The organism is Citrobacter sp. CK189, from assembly GCF_030333505.1.
In the GTDB taxonomy this organism is placed as follows: domain Bacteria; phylum Pseudomonadota; class Gammaproteobacteria; order Enterobacterales; family Enterobacteriaceae; genus Citrobacter_B; species Citrobacter_B koseri.
In genome coordinates this window covers 284,470-303,562 of record NZ_JAOWFV010000040.1, presented here as the reverse complement: position 1 = coordinate 303,562, position 19,093 = coordinate 284,470, and the positions used below count along the sequence as shown (strand labels likewise).

Here is a 19,093-nt window from a genome sequence, read left to right as displayed (position 1 = left end):
TGCCGGGCTTAACTTACAGTTATATATGACCTTTTACAGCGTAGCCTGCGCAGGCCAACGCATGTAAGAAAGTATTACGATAATTATGTTCATAAAATATGACTGAATGGAAATATTTTTAGCACGCTGTTTCATTTTTGCAATGAAGGTCTTTTTCCTGATAAAAAGATGTCTGAAAGAGGAGTAAAATTGTGATCCGTCACACTCTTTAGTATTTCAAAAAAAATAAAACAGGAACTTTCGTGAGGATATATTTTCGGAGTTATAGAAAAGCGTAATGGCTGCCGCAGCAGCCATTATTCTGGATTATTGCCAGCCGTAACGACGGCTATAAAAACCTTTCACTAATTGTGTCAATGTCATATAACCCGCGAGAATAGCGATCAGCCACGGGAAGTAGCTCAGCGGCAGCGCCTGTAATTGCAGATAGCCCGCCAACGGCGAGAACGGCAGCGCGATACCCACCACCATCACCACCAGCGTCATCAGCATCAACGGCCATGCGGCGCGGCTCTGAATAAACGGTACGCGGCGCGTGCGAATCATATGCACAATCAATGTTTGCGATAACAGCCCGACGACAAACCAACCCGACTGGAACAGGGTTTGCGCTTCCGGCACATTCGCATGGAATACCCACCACATCAGGCAGAAGGTCAGGATGTCGAAAATCGAACTGATTGGCCCGAAGAAGATCATAAAACGCCCCAGATCGGCGGGATTCCAGCGTTGCGGCTTCTGGATCTGCTCGTCATCCACGTTATCAAACGGGATCGCCACCTGGGATACATCGTACAGCAGGTTCTGAATCAGTAAGTGCAGCGGCAGCATTGGCAGGAAGGGCAAGAATGCGCTCGCCACCAGCACGCTAAAGACGTTACCAAAGTTAGAACTCGCGGTCATTTTTATGTATTTCAGCATGTTGGAGAACGTGCGACGCCCTTCGATAACGCCCTCTTCCAGCACCATCAGGCTCTTTTCCAACAGGATGATATCCGCAGCTTCGCGGGCAATATCCACGGCGCCATCAACGGAAATGCCGATATCCGCCGCACGCAATGCCGGAGCATCATTGATGCCATCGCCCATAAAACCAACCACATGCCCTTCGCGTTTCAGCAACGTGACGATGCGCTCTTTGTGCATCGGCGTCAGGCGGGCAAACAGCGTGGTGCGCGCGGCAAGTTCCGCCAGTTCATCATCGTTCAGCCCTTCGATATCACTGCCAGTCACCACATCGCCCGCATCAAGCCCGACTTCATGGCATACTTTCGCCGCCACCAGTTCGCTGTCGCCAGTGAGGATCTTCACGGTAATGCCGCTCTCTTTCAGCGCCTTCAGCGCCGGAGCGGTCGTCTCTTTCGGCGGATCGAGAAACGCAATGTAGCCTTCGAGGATCAGGTCAGACTCATCAATGCGTTGATAATCCCCTTCCCGCGCAGGCAGATACTTCGTGGCAACAGCCACCACGCGCAGCCCCTGGCGGTTCAGCGTATCCGTTACGCGCTTCACCCGGCGCAGCATGTTGTCATCCATCGGCACAATATCGCCATTGTGGCGCACCTGGGTGCAGACGCTGAGGATCTCCTGCAACGCGCCTTTGCACACCAGTTGATGCACATCGGCTTCTTCCGCCACCACTACGGACATCCGGCGACGCTCAAAATCAAACGGGATCTCATCGATTTTCTGCCAGCGCCCGGAGAGCTGACGCGCAGACTCTTCATCCACGCCTTCCAGCACTGCGGTATCCAGCAGATTTTTCAACCCGGTCTGGTAGTGGCTGTTCAGCCAGGCGGAATGCAGCACGCGTTCGCTGGGCTTGCCGGAGACATCCGTATGGTTCTCCAGCACAATTTTATCCTGAGTCAGCGTGCCGGTTTTGTCGGTGCAGAGAATATCCATCGCGCCGAAGTTCTGAATGGCGTCCAGGTGCTTAACAATGACTTTTTGCTTCGACAGTTTCACCGCCCCGCGCGCCAGCGTGGAGGTGACAATCATCGGCAACATTTCCGGCGTCAGCCCTACCGCGACCGAGAGCGCAAACAGCGCCGCTTCCCACCAGTCGCCTTTGGTATAGCCGTTAATGATCAACACGATAGGCGCCATGACCAACATAAAGCGGATCAACAGCATACTGACGCGGCTGATGCCTTTCTGAAACGCATTTTGCTCGCTTTCCTGCTCGCTCACGCGGCCAGCCAGTTGACCAAACCAGGTCTCGCCGCCCGTTGCAATGACAATCGCCTGCGCCGTTCCGCTCACCACGTTGGTGCCCATAAAGCACAGCGTGTCGCATTCCAGCGGATTGCTTTGCTTAGGGTCGCGGGTTGTCGCCACTTTTTCTACCGGCAGAGATTCGCCCGTGAGCGAAGCCTGCGCGACAAACAGATCGCGCGCCTGAATAACGCGTAAATCCGCCGGGATCATATCGCCCGCCGCCAGCTTGATAATATCGCCCGGCACCAGTTGGTCGATGGGCAGCTCAACCCAGCTGTTCTCGCCTTTTTCATTGATAACGCGCAGCACCGTAGCGGTATTGCTGACCATCGCCTTCAACGCATCTGCCGCTTTGGTCGAACGCGCTTCCTGCACAAAATTCAGCAGAGTCGAAATCCCGACCATCAGCGCAATAACGCCTGCGGCAAACAGATCTTCCGTGGCATAGGAGATGACGCCGAGAATGGTCAGCAAGATATTGAAAGGGTTGCGATAACAGACCCACAGGTGTCTCCACCACGGAGTCGGCTTCTGTGTGGGCAGCTGATTTTCACCGTATTTCTCGCGCGCATCCTCCACCTCTGCGACATTCAGCCCCTCAGGATGCGCATCGAATGCGCGCCAGAGCGCCGCCTCTTCCATCACCGCCATTTTCAGGCAGCGATCGCTCAATGACGGGGGAATCGGAGTATTCGCAACGCTCTGCGCACTGGGCAGAGGGTCGCGATGCACCAGACGATGAGGTAAATGACGGTTAAGGCGGGCAAACAGCTCGCGGGTGATATTTTTCAGCATAAGCAGTCCCTCCGCGCCGAAAAAGTGGCGCAGAAACATCTCTCAGGCGCGGCAAAACCTTACCTGACGATAATTTAAAGCGATAACAGGGACGTCGGGAACGTCACTGCCTTACGTATCCGGTAAGACAGTGAAAAACAGGCTTACCGGAAAGGGCTATTTCTCCATCGCGGGAGAGGGGTGGGTTCGGGATCCATGCAGCCTCCGGTAAGTGAATGATTGGCGCCGCGCATTATACGCAGAAAACCATAAGGTTTGTGGCAATTATGGCGGTATGATACCGCCGTGTAATTAAACCAAACGTATACACAAAAACATTTAGCTTGAAGGATGAAGCGTATAAACCAGACTTTACCCATTGCCCCTGGCTTGAGTAAAGTTACTCTTTTTGACACAACTTGATGCGCACCACGGGAAAACAGGATGCAGAATCGGCTGACCATTAAAGACATTGCCCGCTTAAGCGGCGTAGGGAAATCCACCGTTTCCCGCGTGCTCAACAACGAAAGCGGGGTAAGTGAACGGACTCGTGAACGTGTGGAAGCCGTAATGAATCAACATGGTTTTTCCCCTTCCCGTTCCGCACGCGCCATGCGCGGACAAAGTGATAAAGTGGTCGCCATTATCGTTACCCGTCTGGATTCCCTGTCAGAAAACCTCGCCGTCCAGACCATGCTGCCCGCGTTTTACGAGCAGGGTTACGATCCCATCATGATGGAGAGCCAGTTCTCGCCAGAACTGGTAGAAGAGCACCTGGGGATGCTCAGACGGCGTAATATTGACGGCGTGGTGCTGTTCGGTTTTACCGGTATTTGCGAGGAGATGCTTGCGCCCTGGCAGGCCTCGCTGGTGCTGCTGGCAAGGGACGCCAGCGGTTTTGCGTCGGTGTGCTATGACGACGAAGGCGCTATCCATACCTTAATGCAGCGTCTGTATGACCAGGGACATCGGGCGATCAGCTTTCTCGGCGTGCCTCACAGCGACGTCACGACCGGTAAGCGCCGTCACGAAGCCTATCTGAGTTTCTGCAAAAAAAATAAACTGCACCCTGTCGCCGCTCTGCCAGGCCTGGCAATGAAACAAGGCTATGAGCACGCAGCGGATGTCATTACGCCAGACACCAGCGCGCTGGTCTGCGCGACCGATACGCTGGCGCTGGGCGCCAGTAAATATTTGCAGGAACAGCGTATCGATTCTCTGCAACTGGCGAGCGTCGGGAACACGCCGCTGATGAAATTTCTCCACCCGGAGATTATCACGGTTGATCCCGGTTACGCTGAAGCCGGGAAACAAGCGGCCTTACAGCTGATCGAGCAAATCAACGGCCGCAGCGATCCCCGCCAGATCGTCATTCCGTCTACCCTCTCCTGATTCTTTTCTGAACGGTAATTTGTGATCTTCGCTGCGTTTCGGGAACGTTCCCATTTTTTAATATTCACCGAAGATATACTCTTGCGCCAACAACGTAAGAGCTGCCGGATGGCGACGCTAAAGCGTCTTATCATCCGGCTTACAGGGACACATTTCATCTGCCACGGGGCTTTATGATGAGCAAAGTAAAACAAGCTGATATAGACCAGCTGATTGAACTGGTCGGCGGGCGAGACAATATCGCCACGGTGAGCCACTGCATTACTCGCCTGCGCTTTGTGCTGAACCAGCCAGCAAATGCCAGACCGAAAGAAATTGAACAATTACCGATGGTTAAAGGCTGCTTCACCAACGCCGGGCAGTTCCAGGTGGTGATTGGCACTGACGTTGGCGACTACTACAACGCGCTGCTGGCGACCACCGGTCAGGCGCACGCCGACAAAGAGCAGGCTAAAAAAGCCGCGCGGCAGAATATGAAATGGCACGAGCAGTTGATCTCCCACTTCGCTGAGATCTTCTTCCCGCTGCTGCCTGCGCTGATCAGCGGCGGTCTGATCTTAGGTTTTCGCAACGTGATCGGCGATCTGCCGATGAGCAACGGCCAGACGCTGGCGCAGATGCATCCCGCGCTGAAAACGATCTACGACTTCCTGTGGCTGATCGGCGAAGCGATCTTCTTCTACCTGCCGGTCGGGATCTGCTGGTCTGCGGTGAAGAAAATGGGCGGCACGCCGATCCTCGGTATCGTACTCGGCGTAACGCTGGTGTCGCCGCAGTTGATGAACGCCTATCTGCTGGGCCAGCAGGCTCCTGAAGTGTGGGACTTCGGCATGTTCAGCATTGCGAAAGTCGGCTATCAGGCGCAGGTCATCCCAGCATTGCTGGCGGGTCTGGCGCTCGGCTTTATTGAAACGCGCATGAAGCGCATCGTGCCGGATTACCTCTATCTGGTGGTGGTGCCGGTATGCTCGTTGATCCTCGCGGTCTTTCTCGCACACGCCTTTATCGGCCCGTTTGGCCGCATGATTGGCGATGGCGTGGCCTTTGCGGTGCGCCATCTGATGACCGGGAGTTTCGCCCCTGTCGGCGCGGCGCTATTCGGCTTCCTGTATGCTCCGTTGGTCATTACCGGCGTACATCAGACTACGCTGGCTATCGATATGCAGATGATTCAGAGCATGGGCGGTACGCCGGTATGGCCGTTGATTGCGCTGTCGAATATCGCCCAGGCTTCCGCTGTGGTGGGCATTATTATCTCCAGCCGTAAGCACAACGAACGCGAAATTTCCGTTCCGGCCGCCATCTCCGCCTACCTCGGCGTGACCGAACCGGCGATGTACGGCATCAATCTGAAATACCGCTTCCCGATGCTGTGCGCCATGATCGGCTCTGGCCTCGCCGGGTTGTTATGCGGCCTGAACGGCGTCATGGCGAACGGGATCGGCGTCGGCGGCTTGCCGGGCATCCTTTCCATCCAGCCGAGCTACTGGCAGGTGTTTAGCATGGCGATGGCGATCGCGGTCGTCATCCCAATCGTGCTGACTTCCGTTATCTATCAGCGCAAGTACCGTCAGGGCACGTTGCAGATTGTCTGATTCTTCTTCGGGGCGCAGTTGCGCCCCATCGCATATGTAGGTTACAAGCATGAATACCCTTCCCCACTGGTGGCAAAACGGCGTTATTTACCAGATCTATCCCAAAAGTTTTCAGGACACGACCGGCAGCGGAACCGGCGATTTACGCGGCGTTACGCAGCGTCTTGATTACCTGCAAAAACTGGGGGTGGATGCTATCTGGCTGACGCCATTCTATGTTTCACCGCAGATTGATAACGGCTACGACGTCGCGAACTACACCGCCATCGACCCGGCCTACGGCACGCTGGATGATTTTGACGAACTGGCGGCGCAGGCCAAAGCGCGCGGCATCCGCATTATTCTGGATATGGTGTTTAACCACACCTCCACGCAGCATGCCTGGTTCCATAACGCGCTGAATAAAGAGAGTCCGCACCGGGAGTTTTATATCTGGCGCGACGGTACGCCGGATGCGCCGCCCAATAACTGGCGCTCCAAATTTGGCGGCAGCGCCTGGCGCTGGCATGCCCAGAGCGAACAGTATTACCTGCACCTTTTCGCCCCGGAACAGGCCGACCTGAACTGGGAAAATCCGGCGGTGCGTGCTGAGCTGAAAAAAGTGTGTGAATTCTGGGCCGATCGCGGCGTGGACGGGCTGCGCCTGGATGTCGTGAACCTCATCTCCAAAGATCAGCGTTTCCCGAACGATCTGGACGGTGATGGTCGCCGCTTTTACACCGACGGGCCGCGCGCGCATGAGTTCTTGCACGAGATGAACCGCGACGTTTTTACTCCGCGTAACCTGATGACGGTGGGCGAAATGTCATCCACCACCCTGGAAAACTGTCAGCGGTATGCCGCTCTCGATGGCAGCGAACTGTCGATGACCTTTAACTTCCATCATCTGAAAGTCGATTATCCCGGCGGCGAGAAATGGACGCTGGCAAAGCCGGATTACGTGGCGCTAAAAGCGTTGTTTCGCCACTGGCAGCAGGGGATGCATAACGTTGCCTGGAATGCCCTGTTCTGGTGTAACCACGATCAGCCGCGTATCGTGTCGCGCTTTGGCGACGAAGGCGAACTGCGGGTTCCGGCGGCGAAGATGCTGGCGATGGTGCTGCACGGTATGCAGGGTACGCCCTATATCTACCAGGGCGAAGAAATTGGCATGACAAACCCGCATTTCTCCCACATCACCGATTACCGTGACGTGGAAAGCCACAACATGTTTGCCGGGCTGCGCGCCCAGGGCCGGGAAGCCAATGATCTACTGGCTATTCTTGCCAGCAAATCCCGCGATAACAGCCGCACGCCCATGCAGTGGGATAGCAGCGCGAATGCAGGGTTTACGCAAGGCGAGCCGTGGATCAACCTCTGCGATAACTATGCGGACATCAACGTGGCGACGGCGCTAAATGATGAAGACTCGGTGTTCTACACCTATCAAAGACTGATTGCCTTGCGCAAAACAGAGCCGGTCTTAACCTGGGGGAATTATCAGGATCTGCTGCCGGACAGCCCGCATGTATGGTGCTATCGCCGCGAATGGCAGGGGCAGCGGTTACTGGTGGTCGCCAACCTGAGCAACGCCTGTCAGGCCTGGCTGCCAGAGCATCACGAAGGAAACTGGCAGGCGCTGATGCACAACTACGACGAGGTTGCCACCCGCCCAGCCGCCATGACGTTACGCCCGTTTGAGGCCGTCTGGTGGTTGCAAAAGTAATCACAACGGGATACGGACAGACCTGTCTGTATCCCGGATTATTCAGCCCACAGATATTTTCTCCGTCTTTCTGACAACGTAAAAAAATGCCGCGTATAGTGATACTTAGAATGTACCATCATAAAATTTACACGCGCTAAAGAATAAAACAAAAATAGACCTGCCACTGACACTTATCATATAACCGGCAGGATATCATGAATAAACCTCTTATTAAGTTAAGTTTACTTTCAGCTTTACTCATTAGCAGCCAGGGATGGTGCGGTAATACCTCTGTTGATTTGCGTTTTGGTCATAATACCAATTCAGAAGCTAATGATTCCAGAATTAAAGTCATGCACCAGGCTGACAATGGTTTTTATTTCTCCGTTGAAGCTGCGCAAAACCATAACGATACGTTTTTTGGCGATACCGATCGCTACAGTTCCGATGATAAAGGCGTGACCGAAGCGGCCCAGGAAATAGAAACTCGCTGGCGCTTTGATTTAGGTGACGGTTACGCGGTCGCACCGGGGATGGTCACCGTATTTACGTCCAGTAATACCCATTATCGCCCTTTTATTCAGGGCTGGAAATCCTTCGATAATGGCCTTAACCTTTCTGCCCGTTATCGTTACAACACGGTGAACGATGCGCACAGCGACAGAGAGTTAGACGGCAGCGGTTATACACGTCGTGAATCTCATCAGTTCGATATATGGTTTGCCTACAATATTGGTAACTTTGGCATGTCTTATAACCCCCGTTTCCGCTATCAGGATGGCGTCGATCAGGGGACGGGCGACGATACTTACTGGGAACATACCCTCGCATTCAACTACAAACTGGACGATGGCTGGACGCCGTACGTCGAGCTGGTCTCTCTTGATAAAACCTATATCAATGACGACGGTCATCATGAAAATGATTACGCCGTACGTCTTGGTATCGTAAAACAGCTTTAACGCGCTATGCCGCATCGTATTGCAGCAGATAACATCCGATGCGGTCTACTACCGTCAGCAGTTCCAGCTGGCCTTCTCGTTGATATAACGAGATTGCGTCAATATCAATATCCAGAGGCCAGCATAATGTTGAAATCATCGCTAACGTGGATTCTCGTTTTGTAATCGCAATGATTTTTAATCCCTTACGTAACGCGTTTCGCGCCATTTCGACTAACGACGCCGTTTCACCCGATTTGCTGATCAACACCAGCGTACCTTTAGAGACACGCGTCAGCTGATGAACATCATTGAGAATGAGGTGCGGCAAGCTCGCCAGCGACAAAAAACGCGACAAATAATTCAGGCTGGTCAATGACGCGCCGCGCGCATATAAGAAGATATGGCTGGAATTAACCAGTATGTTGCACAGTTGTGTAATGGTCTCTTCTTTTTCATCACCAACAACATATCTTACGGGTTCGGCTATTAACCTGTCGCGAGAAAACTGATACCGTAGCTCGGTATAGCTCCGGTATCCCATTTTTTTACACACCCGATTAACGGATGTTGTAGTGGTGAATGTTTCGCTCGCAATCACCTTAGCTGAAATACCCGATATTTCATGAGCATGACACTGAATATACTCAAATATTAATCTTTCACTACCCTGAAAGGAATTCATAAAACCCACCCTTAACCTACGAATATAATATATTCTATCAATATCGTATTTATAACACTGGAATGCGAATCACACTCTATTCAACAGGTATGGTGATACGCAATTAGTACCATCAAACCTTTTATTGCCTTTTTTATTTCTCTTTATAATTTCTGCAATTCTATTGTTAGGGGTTTTACAATGACAAGGCAAAAAGTCGTCGCGATAACGGCATGCCCGACTGGCATCGCTCATACCTTTATGGCTGCCAACAAAATTGCAGCGTGGGGAGAAGAAAATAACGTCATCGTCAAAGTGGAAACACAAGGAAGCGATGGCGTCAAAAACAAGCTTTCCCGACAAGATATTGCCAGCGCAGATGCCGTCATTCTGGCAATCGATGTTCCCATCCAGGACGCTGAACGATTCGATAACGTTCCTCATCTCAAAATACGCACTCAGGAACTGATCAAAAATACCGATCGTTACCTGCGTCAGGCGCTGGCGATGGATAAAACCGTAACGGTAGCGTGTGAAGAACAGGAAGAAGCTCGCTCCGCCTGGCAGATCTTCATCGGCCATATTATGGCGGCGATCAGCTATATGCTCCCGGTCGTCGTCCTCGGCGGATTACTGATGGCGGTCGCCAAAATAACCGGGCAGTTTATTCCAATTGCCGGTACGCCGTTCGAGGTGTTGGATAAACTGGGCTTTATGGTGATCAAGTTCATGTACCCGGTTTTTGCCATGTACCTCGCGTTCTCTATTGCCGGTAAACCTGCGCTGATCCCCGGACTTATCGGCGGCATTATGTCCGACGAGGTCTATAAACGCTTTTTTGATCTCGACGGTTTTATGCCTTCAGGCTTCTTCGGCGCCATCGCCATCGGCTTTTTTGTCGGTCATCTGGTGCAGTGGCTCAACAATACCATTAACGTTCGCGCCCAACTTACCACCATTAAAACGATGCTTATCGTGCCGCTGTGTACCGGCATTACGCTCGTCATCGTTATGCAGTACCTGATCAACCCCTTCTTTGGCGCAATCAACCAGGCGATGGTCGAGTTTTTCACCTCCGCTGGCGACACCGGGCGCGGTTTTTACGCCATGATGATCGCCGCAGGGACGGCCTTCGACCTCGGCGGCCCCATCAATAAAGCCGCTGGTTCGGTGGCGCTGGGGCTTAACGGCGTCAGCGAAACCTTCGATTTAACCGCCAGAGAGCTGGCGATCGTCATTCCATCTATCGGCGTCGGCCTGGCGGCGTTGCTGAATAACCGTTTTGGCCTGCCCAACGTGTTTAGCAGCGAAGAAAAAACCGTCGGCGGTACGTCTTTACTGCTGGGATTCATTGGCATTTCAGAAGGCGCCATTCCTTTCATCCTGAAAAATCCACGCCTGATTCCGGTCTTTATGGTCGGCGCAATGTCCGGCGCGCTTATTGCTATCGAACTCGGCGTGAAGCAATCGCTGCCGTTGCCTGCCATCTGGGGATGGCCGCTGGCGACAAATGTCACAGGGTATCTGATCAGCGTGTTTGCCGGTTCTCTTGTATGCGCGCTGGGCGTGCTCTTCGCCAGCCCTAAGATCGCCAAATAATTCAGGAAGTAGAAATGAGCAACATTCACGTCATCGCCCATACGCACTGGGATCAGGAATGGTATTTCACCTTGCAGGATAGCAATATTCTCGCGTCCTGGAATTTTGCGGATGTGATCCGAACCCTGGAACAGAACCCTGCGTATACCTGTTACCACTTCGACGGCCAAACCGCTGTCGTGGAAGATTTCCTGGCCGTCAACCCTCAATACTGCGAGCGGCTGAAACAGCTGGTCGCTGACAGACGGCTTTTTATCGGCCCGTGGTACACCCAGACGGATACGTATAATGTTCATGGCGAATCCATCATTCGCAACCTGAAATACGGGATACTTTCCGCGCGTAAACTGGGCCATGCCATGATGGTCGGCTATTTACCCGATACGTTCGGCCATAACAGCCAGCTCCCGACCCTGCTTCGCGGGTGTAACCTTGATAACATCGTTTTCTGGCGGGGCATCAACCATGATACGCAAGTCGAAAAGAGTCAGTTCATCTGGCAAGCGCCGTCCGGTGCGCAGGTTATCGCTTGCGCCATGCCCTTCGGCTATGGCGCGGCAAAAAATATTCGTGCAGACAACGCACATCTGCACGACAAAATATTCCCAATCGTTAACCACATCCGCCAACGCTCCGGCCTGAATGATCTGCTCCTGCCCTGCGGTGGCGACCAGGTCAATATTGATCCCCATCTGCCAGAGATACTGCGTATCGCCAGCGCATGTTCCCCTGAAGGCGATCGTTTTCAGATCTCCTCTCTGGAAGCGTACATTGACCGCCTTCGACAACAGGCATCGGGATATGATCGCTGGCAAGGGGAATTAAAATCTCCCCGCTATACCCGCATTCATAAAACAATCGGTTCAGTACGTTACGACATCAAAAAGAAGAATTATGATGTTGAACAGTTCCTGTTAGGCAAGCTCGAACCCACCATTGCGCTGGCGCGTTATCAGGGCATTGAGGTCAACGTGCAGTGGGTTGACCAGATATGGAAAAACCTTCTGCGTAATCATGCGCATGACTCCATCGGCGGGTGTAACAGCGATGCCACCAATCGCGATATTCTCCATCGCCTTGAGCAAACGGAACAACTTAGCCATAGCCTGTGGAATCTGGTCGTAAAAGAACTGGCGACCGCCAGTTGTGAAGAGGGCGATCTTTTCGTCATCAACCCCAACGCCACCGCCTGGTCGGGCATTATCAAAGCCACATTATATAGCCGTACGGCCGGTATTGAACTCAGCCATCATGCGCGTCCTCTTTCGTTCTGCGTTCTCGAACGCACGCAGGTCTCCGGCGGGCGCACGGTTCAGGTTACTGTACAAGGCGAAAAAGAGGTCGAACTTCCGCCTTATTACCGCTGGCAGGTCGCTATTGACGCGCCAGCGTTACCGCCGCTGGGTTATACCCACATTCAGGTGCAGGAATCGTCACGCATCGCGCCTGCAATGCGCAACTGCGCTGAAAGCGCCATTGAAAACAACGATTACCGGCTGGTGCTGCATGCCGGTTCGCTGTCGCTTCATGATAAGCGCAACGGCCGGGTAATATCCGACCTGCTGACCTTTGAAGACTGTGCGGATGCGGGCGATAGCTATGACTTTTCGCCGCTGGAGGGCGATGTTCCGCAGCGCTGCCACACATTTACGCTTATTGACTGCGAGAAAGGCCCGCACATTGAACGAATGACGCTAAGCGCCACGCTGATGCTACCCCCTTCGCTGGCGGCACGAGCGGCGCAGGATGTTCAGCCCTACCCTGTACGCCTTGTCTGCGAGCTTCGCCAGCATGACGCTCAGCTTTTTATCGACGTTTCGCTGGAAAACACCGTCTGCGATCACCGCCTGCGCTTACTCATCAACAGCGACATTCGCACCACGGAATCCATCGCCTCTCAGCCCTTTGCCGTCATCCGGCGTCCTGTTACCGATGCGCCAGCCGACTGGCGTCAGCACTATCGGGAAAAGCCGGTCGATATTGAAACCAGCGAGGGCATTATCGCCATCGAGGAAAACAACCGCTCGCTCATCATCAATAGCCTGGGCATGAAAGAGTTTCAGATATGCCAGAACGGGACGGCGCAGATAGCGTTAACGTTGTTTAAATCAACGGGAGTCCTGGGACGTGACGATCTTGACTGGCGACCCGGACGCGCTTCCGGCATTAATAATACCGTCGTCAACACGCCCGACGCGCAACTGCTTAAACCGCTGCATTTCAGCCTGACGCTGGCGCTCGCCGATCGGGCCGCCCCTGTGACGTTAAGGCATCTTGAAACCCGCGTGACGCGCCAGCCATTCACCTGGCAAAATCAGACGTTGAACACGCTGGACAACCGCCTGGAGCGTTTTACGCTCAATTTTGTTTCGCGCTCGCTGCCGGAAACATTCAGCCTGCTGACGCTTCCCGAACCGCTGATGCTTTCCGCAATACCCCATGCCCATACGGTAGACGGAACAATCATTCGCATTTTCAATACCGGAGAGCACCCGGTGCCGCTCCCGCCTTCGCTAAAAAATATTCCGCAGATCAATTATCTGGAAGAACCTGTCGCAGATTGCGCCACCATTTTGCCTTGCAGTACGTGTGATTTTCTTTTTACTCATCAGGAGCGTAACGAAAAAGTATGAGCCAGAACGCCCATCATACCTTCATCAAAAACACGTTAGCTCAGCTTTATCCCCATGCGGATCGGTACGCGCTGGCGGCGAAAATCGAGCAACTCTGTCAACGCTGGAAGCTACGGGAGCAAACCGCCGCGCCTTTGGATCAGAGCCGGGTGTGGATGATTGCTTATGGCGACAGTATCCATAGCGGGGACACAAACGCTCTTACCTGCCTGCATCAGTTTTCGACACGCTGGCTTAAAGGCGTCATCAGCGACATTCACCTGCTGCCCATGTTCCCGTGGACATCTGATGATGGCTTCAGCGTTAAAGATTATCGCCACATTGCGCCAGAGTTAGGCCAGTGGTCAGACATTGCAGCGCTGGCAGGCGATTTTAATCTGATGTTTGATTTCGTGATTAACCATATCTCTCAGCAAAGCCGCTGGTTCCAGGGCTATTTACACGGCGAACCGCGTTATCAGCACTACTTTATTAGCGCCGACCCTGACGATGACTACCATCTTGTCACGCGTCCACGCGCCCTTCCCCTGCTTACGCCATTCAAGCGCAAAACGGGGGAAACCGTACATATCTGGACGACATTCAGCGCCGATCAGATCGATCTGAATTTCCGTGAACCTGACGTGTTACTGGAAAGTATCGACATCCTGCTGGAATACGCAGCGCGCGGCGCGCGCGCAATCAGACTCGATGCGATCGGTTTTTTGTGGAAAGAGCGAAACAGCACCTGTATTCACCTGCCGCAGACGCATCTGATCGTTAAACTCTGGCGCGCCATTCTGGATACGACCTGGCCTGACTGCCTGTTGATTACGGAAACCAACGTCCCGCATCAGGAAAATATCAGCTACTTCGGCAACGGCGATGAAGCTCACATGGTGTATCAGTTCCCCTTGCCGCCGCTGACGCTCCATGCCTTTTTACGCGGTAACGCACGCTGGTTACGCCAGTGGGCGCAACGTCTGGAACAGGATGCGTTTCCCGACAAGACGACCTTTTTTAATTTCCTCGCCAGCCACGACGGCATCGGGCTGCGTCCCGTGGAAAATCTCCTTTGCGCAGAAGAGCGGCAGTTTCTGATAAGCGAGGTAGAACGCAAGCAGGGGCGTATTTCATGGAAAACCAACCCTGACGGCAGCCAGTCGCCGTATGAACTTAACATCAACTTTCTGAGCGCATTGAGCGAGCCAGGGGAAAGTCCCGACGACCAGCTCGCCAGATTCACCGCCGCGCACGCCATCCTCTTTATGCTGCGGGGCGTGCCTGCGATCTATTATCACAGCCTCTTCGGCAGTGAAAATGACAACGCCGGGCTGCTCGAATCGGGCATAAATCGCCGCATTAACCGGGAAAAACTGGACGCTGCCACGCTCCATGAGCAGTTGCTCTCGCCGGAAACGAGACAATCCCGAATCTACGCGTCTCTGGCAAAGTTAGCGCGTATACGTCAGCAGCATTCCGCATTTTCTCCGTTCGCCTCGCAGCACGTTCCTGAATTGCCTGACGCGCTCTTTGGCGTCGTTCGCCAGCATCCTACAGAAGGCGAAACGCTGTACTGCGTCGTGAACGTCACAGGAATACCACAATCACTTTCACTGCCTGTCACAGGAACAGATCTGCTGACGGGCGCAGCATTCAACGGCGCTTGCGAGCTTTCCGGCTGGCAAACGGTATGGATTCTCGCTGATACGCAACCGGAGGCATAACATGGAGTTGTCCGCGCTTACGCATTCTGAACTGATTTTTATCGATCCGCCGCACCGCACTCCTGAAGCGGTGATCGGGGAAATGTCCGCCGCCCTGTTCAGGCAGGGCCTGATCAACGACAAGGCGATGTTTATTGATAGCGTCCTGCGCCGTGAAAGCGAAGGGCCCACGGCGTTGGGAGAGTCGCTGGCTGTCCCACATGGGAAATGCGGCTCGGTTGTCCAGGCCGCATTTAGCGTCGCCCTGTTTCGCCAGCCCGTCATGTGGCCGGGTCTTGAGGGTGACGAGGAGGTGCAGTTGGTATTTCTGCTGGCGATTCCCCCAGAAGAAGCTGGCAGTACGCATATGCAATTATTAACCCGGCTGACCTCATCTCTGGTGGACGATAAAGTGCGTGAATCACTCATCAACGCTTCCTCTGCCGAAGAGGTGCTTGCGCTGCTCTCGCCAGATGCGCCTTCGGTTTCGCCAGAACCCGCCATTGCGGTGAAAAACACCCGGCTTGTCCCCCTGGTTTTGGGGATCGTCGCTGTTGCTGCATTTATCAATGCGGGTATTCACTGGATGAACGCAACAGCGCAATAACCCCTCCTGCGTCAAACCGGTCGTTTCTTTTCGCGCCGGTTTGACGAACGCCTGGCTTAACGCCCGAATTTTGTTGAATTTTTACGCAATTTTTAAGTCCAAAAATTTACATTAAGCGCAAGCGCCCGCCATTCGTACTCTTAAATTTTTACTTTGTTCTGAATCAATAAAATCGTAAACATCTTTGATGCAAATCACTACATATAGAACTTAAAATGCAACCCGACCCAATATGTTGTATTAATCGACTACAATTGCTACAAACACAACACGACGCCATAACGGTGATGTTGTGGATAACGTGGGTCGGGATTGCGGGAAGTCGTTGGATAGAGAGATGAATAAACCCACGCAGACTTCCTCAGCCTCTGTGGATAACCTGTTCTTATAAATATGGAGTGATCATGACACCGCATGTGATGAAACGAGATGGCTGTAAAGTGCCGTTTAAATCAGAGCGCATCAAGGAAGCCATTCTGCGTGCAGCTAAAGCAGCGGGAGTCGATGACGCAGATTACTGCGCCACCGTCGCAGAAGTCGTTAGTAACCAGATGAATGAGCGCAGCCAGGTTGATATCAACGAGATCCAGACAGCCGTTGAGAACCAGCTGATGTCCGGGCCGTACAAACAACTCGCTCGCGCTTACATTGAATACCGCCATGACCGTGATATTCAACGTGAAAAACGTGGCCGTCTGAACCAGGAAATTCGTGGCCTGGTTGAGCAAACTAACTCCGCGCTGCTGAACGAAAACGCCAACAAAGACAGTAAAGTGATCCCGACCCAGCGCGATCTGCTGGCCGGTATCGTGGCAAAACACTACGCCCGTCAGCATCTGCTGCCGCGTGATGTGGTGCAGGCGCACGAGCGTGGTGACATTCACTATCACGATCTCGACTATTCTCCGTTCTTCCCGATGTTCAACTGTATGCTGATCGATCTGAAAGGCATGCTGACGCAGGGCTTTAAGATGGGGAATGCGGAAATCGAGCCGCCGAAATCCATCTCCACCGCCACGGCCGTAACCGCGCAAATCATCGCGCAGGTCGCCAGCCATATTTATGGCGGCACCACCATCAACCGTATTGATGAAGTGCTGGCGCCGTTTGTTACCGCCAGCTTCAATAAACACCGTAAGACCGCCGAAGAGTGGCAGATCCCGGACGCTGACGGCTACGCGCACGCCCGTACCGAGAAAGAGTGCTACGACGCTTTCCAGTCTCTGGAATACGAAGTGAATACGCTGCACACCGCCAACGGACAGACGCCGTTCGTCACCTTTGGTTTTGGCCTCGGCACCAGCTGGGAATCGCGCCTGATTCAGCAATCCATCCTGCGTAACCGTATCGCAGGTCTGGGTAAGAACCGTAAAACCGCCGTGTTCCCGAAACTGGTGTTTGCGATTCGCGACGGTCTGAACCACAAGTTTGGCGATCCAAACTACGACATCAAACAGCTGGCGCTGGAGTGCGCAAGCAAACGCATGTATCCAGACATCCTGAACTACGATCAGGTGGTGAAAGTGACCGGTTCGTTCAAAACGCCTATGGGCTGTCGCAGCTTCCTCGGCGTCTGGGAAAATGAGAACGGCGAACAGGTTCACGATGGCCGCAACAACCTGGGCGTCATCAGCCTCAACCTGCCGCGTATCGCGCTGGAAGCCGGTGGCAATGAAGCAACGTTCTGGAAGCTACTGGACGATCGCCTGGTGCTGGCGCGTAAGGCGCTGATGACCCGTATCGCCCGTCTGGAAGGCGTGAAAGCCCGCGTTGCGCCAATCCTTTATATGGAAGGCGCCTGTGGTGTCCGCCTGAAAGCTGACGATGACGTTTCCGAGATTTTTAAAAATGGCCGCGCGTCAATTTCGCTGGGCTATATCGGTATTCACGAAACCATCAACGCGCTGTTTGGCGACAAACATCTGTACGACAGCGAAGCGCTGCGCGCTAAAGGTATCGCCATTGTCGAACGCCTGCGTCAGGCGGTGGATCAATGGAAAGACGAAACCGGCTATGGCTTCAGCCTGTACAGCACGCCGAGCGAGAACCTGTGCGACCGCTTCTGCCGTCTGGATACCGCTGAGTTTGGCGTCGTGCCGGGCGTGACCGATAAAGGCTACTACACCAACAGCTTCCACCTCGACGTGGAGAAGAAGGTGAACCCGTACGATAAAATCGATTTCGAAGCGCCGTATCCGCCGCTGGCGAGCGGTGGCTTCATTTGCTACGGCGAATACCCGAACATTCAGCACAACCTGAAAGCGCTGGAAGACGTCTGGGATTACAGCTATCAGCACGTGCCGTATTACGGAACCAACACGCCAATCGATGAGTGTTACGAGTGCGGCTTTACCGGCGAGTTCGAGTGCACCAGCAAAGGGTTTACCTGCCCGAAATGCGGTAACCACGACGCCGCGCGTGTTTCAGTCACCCGCCGCGTATGCGGTTATTTAGGCAGCCCGGATGCGCGTCCGTTTAACGCCGGTAAGCAGGAAGAAGTGAAGCGCCGCGTTAAGCATTTAGGCAATGGGCAGATCGGTTAATCCTCCGTTTGCAATACGTAAATGCCGGATGGCGGTGTAAACACCTTATCCGGCCTACAACCGCTGGCTATAGTTCCAATTTCATGAGTTTCCTCTAAGCAGTTGGTGTTGTAGCAAGGCGGCAAACGAACGAATCCCAGGGAGCTTACATAAGTAAGTGACCTGGGTAAGTGAGAGCGGCCAACGCCGCTACAGCGCCAAATGCAACGAGGAAACAATGAACTTTCACCAGTACTACCCCGTCGACATCGTCAACGGCCCCGGCACGCGCTGTACTCTGTTTGTTTCCGGGTGCGTGCATGAATGCCCCGGGTGTTACAACAAAAGCACCTGGCGGCTCAATTCGGGTAAACCGTTTACGAAAGAGATGGAAGACCAGATCATTAACGATCTGAACGACGCGCGGATTAAACGCCAGGGGATCTCACTGTCTGGCGGCGATCCGCTGCATCCCCAAAACGTACCGGACATTCTGAAACTGGTGCGACGCATTCGCGAAGAGTGCCCCGGCAAAGACATCTGGGTATGGACGGGTTATAAGCTGGATGAACTCACCGCCGCGCAAATGCAGGTTGTGGATCTGATTAACGTGCTGGTCGACGGTAAATTCGTACAGGATCTTAAAGACCCGATGCTGATCTGGCGCGGCAGCAGTAACCAGGTCGTCCATCATTTACGTTGATCGCACTCTTTAACGCCGTTTCTCTGCTTCAGGATAAACAAATGTAATGCGTTATAGCATTACATTTGCAT

13 protein-coding genes are annotated in these 19,093 nt (G+C 53.5%); 10 read left to right on the top strand and 3 right to left on the bottom strand.

Annotation, left to right across the window (positions count from 1 at the left end; genetic code table 11):
• Positions 1-306: 306 nt before the first annotated feature.
• Both mgtA and mgtL read right to left on the bottom strand, forming a co-directional pair.
• Positions 307-3,015: a magnesium-translocating P-type ATPase gene (gene mgtA, locus OGV83_RS19750; RefSeq protein ID WP_048902443.1), complete on the bottom strand. Its 2,709-nt coding sequence runs from the start codon at positions 3,013-3,015 to the stop codon at positions 307-309.
• A gap of 143 nt (positions 3,016-3,158) precedes the next feature.
• Positions 3,159-3,212: a mgtA regulatory leader peptide MgtL gene (gene mgtL / locus OGV83_RS21575; protein WP_223849130.1), complete on the bottom strand. Its 54-nt coding sequence runs from the start codon at positions 3,210-3,212 to the stop codon at positions 3,159-3,161.
• Between the two features lie 226 nt (positions 3,213-3,438).
• On the opposite strand from mgtL, the gene treR reads away from it, so the two are divergent.
• The 4 genes from treR (at position 3,439) to OGV83_RS19730 (ending at position 8,630) form a co-directional block, all read left to right on the top strand.
• Complete coding sequence (gene treR / locus OGV83_RS19745) at positions 3,439-4,386, top strand: trehalose operon repressor TreR (RefSeq protein ID WP_012134348.1); 948 nt, start codon at positions 3,439-3,441, stop codon at positions 4,384-4,386.
• 176 nt (positions 4,387-4,562) lie between these two features.
• Positions 4,563-5,981 (top strand): PTS trehalose transporter subunit IIBC, encoded by a 1,419-nt coding sequence (treB, locus tag OGV83_RS19740; RefSeq protein WP_024130770.1) that lies wholly within the window; start codon positions 4,563-4,565, stop codon positions 5,979-5,981.
• A gap of 49 nt (positions 5,982-6,030) precedes the next feature.
• Complete coding sequence (gene treC, locus OGV83_RS19735) at positions 6,031-7,686, top strand: alpha,alpha-phosphotrehalase (RefSeq protein WP_286464412.1); 1,656 nt, start codon at positions 6,031-6,033, stop codon at positions 7,684-7,686.
• A gap of 197 nt (positions 7,687-7,883) precedes the next feature.
• On the top strand, positions 7,884-8,630 hold the full coding sequence (locus OGV83_RS19730; protein ID WP_114848016.1) for an oligogalacturonate-specific porin KdgM family protein: 747 nt from the start codon (positions 7,884-7,886) through the stop codon (positions 8,628-8,630).
• A 4-nt stretch (positions 8,631-8,634) separates the two neighbouring features.
• Here OGV83_RS19730 and OGV83_RS19725 read toward each other — a convergent pair whose 3' ends face one another.
• Positions 8,635-9,294 (bottom strand): MurR/RpiR family transcriptional regulator, encoded by a 660-nt coding sequence (locus OGV83_RS19725; protein WP_286464410.1) that lies wholly within the window; start codon positions 9,292-9,294, stop codon positions 8,635-8,637.
• A gap of 180 nt (positions 9,295-9,474) precedes the next feature.
• Here OGV83_RS19725 and OGV83_RS19720 point away from each other — a divergent pair, with 180 nt between their 5' ends.
• The 6 genes from OGV83_RS19720 (at position 9,475) to nrdG (ending at position 19,022) form a co-directional block, all read left to right on the top strand.
• The gene (locus OGV83_RS19720) at positions 9,475-10,872 is read left to right on the top strand and encodes a PTS fructose transporter subunit IIC (protein ID WP_286464409.1); all 1,398 of its coding nucleotides are present in this window, start codon (positions 9,475-9,477) and stop codon (positions 10,870-10,872) included.
• Between the two features lie 14 nt (positions 10,873-10,886).
• Complete coding sequence (locus OGV83_RS19715) at positions 10,887-13,505, top strand: glycoside hydrolase family 38 N-terminal domain-containing protein (protein ID WP_286464407.1); 2,619 nt, start codon at positions 10,887-10,889, stop codon at positions 13,503-13,505.
• On the top strand, positions 13,502-15,211 hold the full coding sequence (locus tag OGV83_RS19710; protein WP_286464405.1) for a sugar phosphorylase: 1,710 nt from the start codon (positions 13,502-13,504) through the stop codon (positions 15,209-15,211). Before OGV83_RS19715 ends, OGV83_RS19710 begins: the two co-directional genes overlap by 4 nt.
• Position 15,212: 1 nt before the next feature.
• On the top strand, positions 15,213-15,797 hold the full coding sequence (locus OGV83_RS19705) for a fructose PTS transporter subunit IIA (RefSeq protein WP_012134357.1): 585 nt from the start codon (positions 15,213-15,215) through the stop codon (positions 15,795-15,797).
• Positions 15,798-16,201: 404 nt separating this feature from the next.
• The gene (nrdD, locus tag OGV83_RS19700; protein ID WP_047459384.1) at positions 16,202-18,340 is read left to right on the top strand and encodes an anaerobic ribonucleoside-triphosphate reductase; all 2,139 of its coding nucleotides are present in this window, start codon (positions 16,202-16,204) and stop codon (positions 18,338-18,340) included.
• Positions 18,341-18,557: 217 nt separating this feature from the next.
• Positions 18,558-19,022, top strand: a complete 465-nt coding sequence (gene nrdG, locus OGV83_RS19695; protein ID WP_115182060.1) for an anaerobic ribonucleoside-triphosphate reductase-activating protein — start codon at positions 18,558-18,560, stop codon at positions 19,020-19,022.
• The last annotated feature ends 71 nt before the right edge of the window (positions 19,023-19,093 follow it).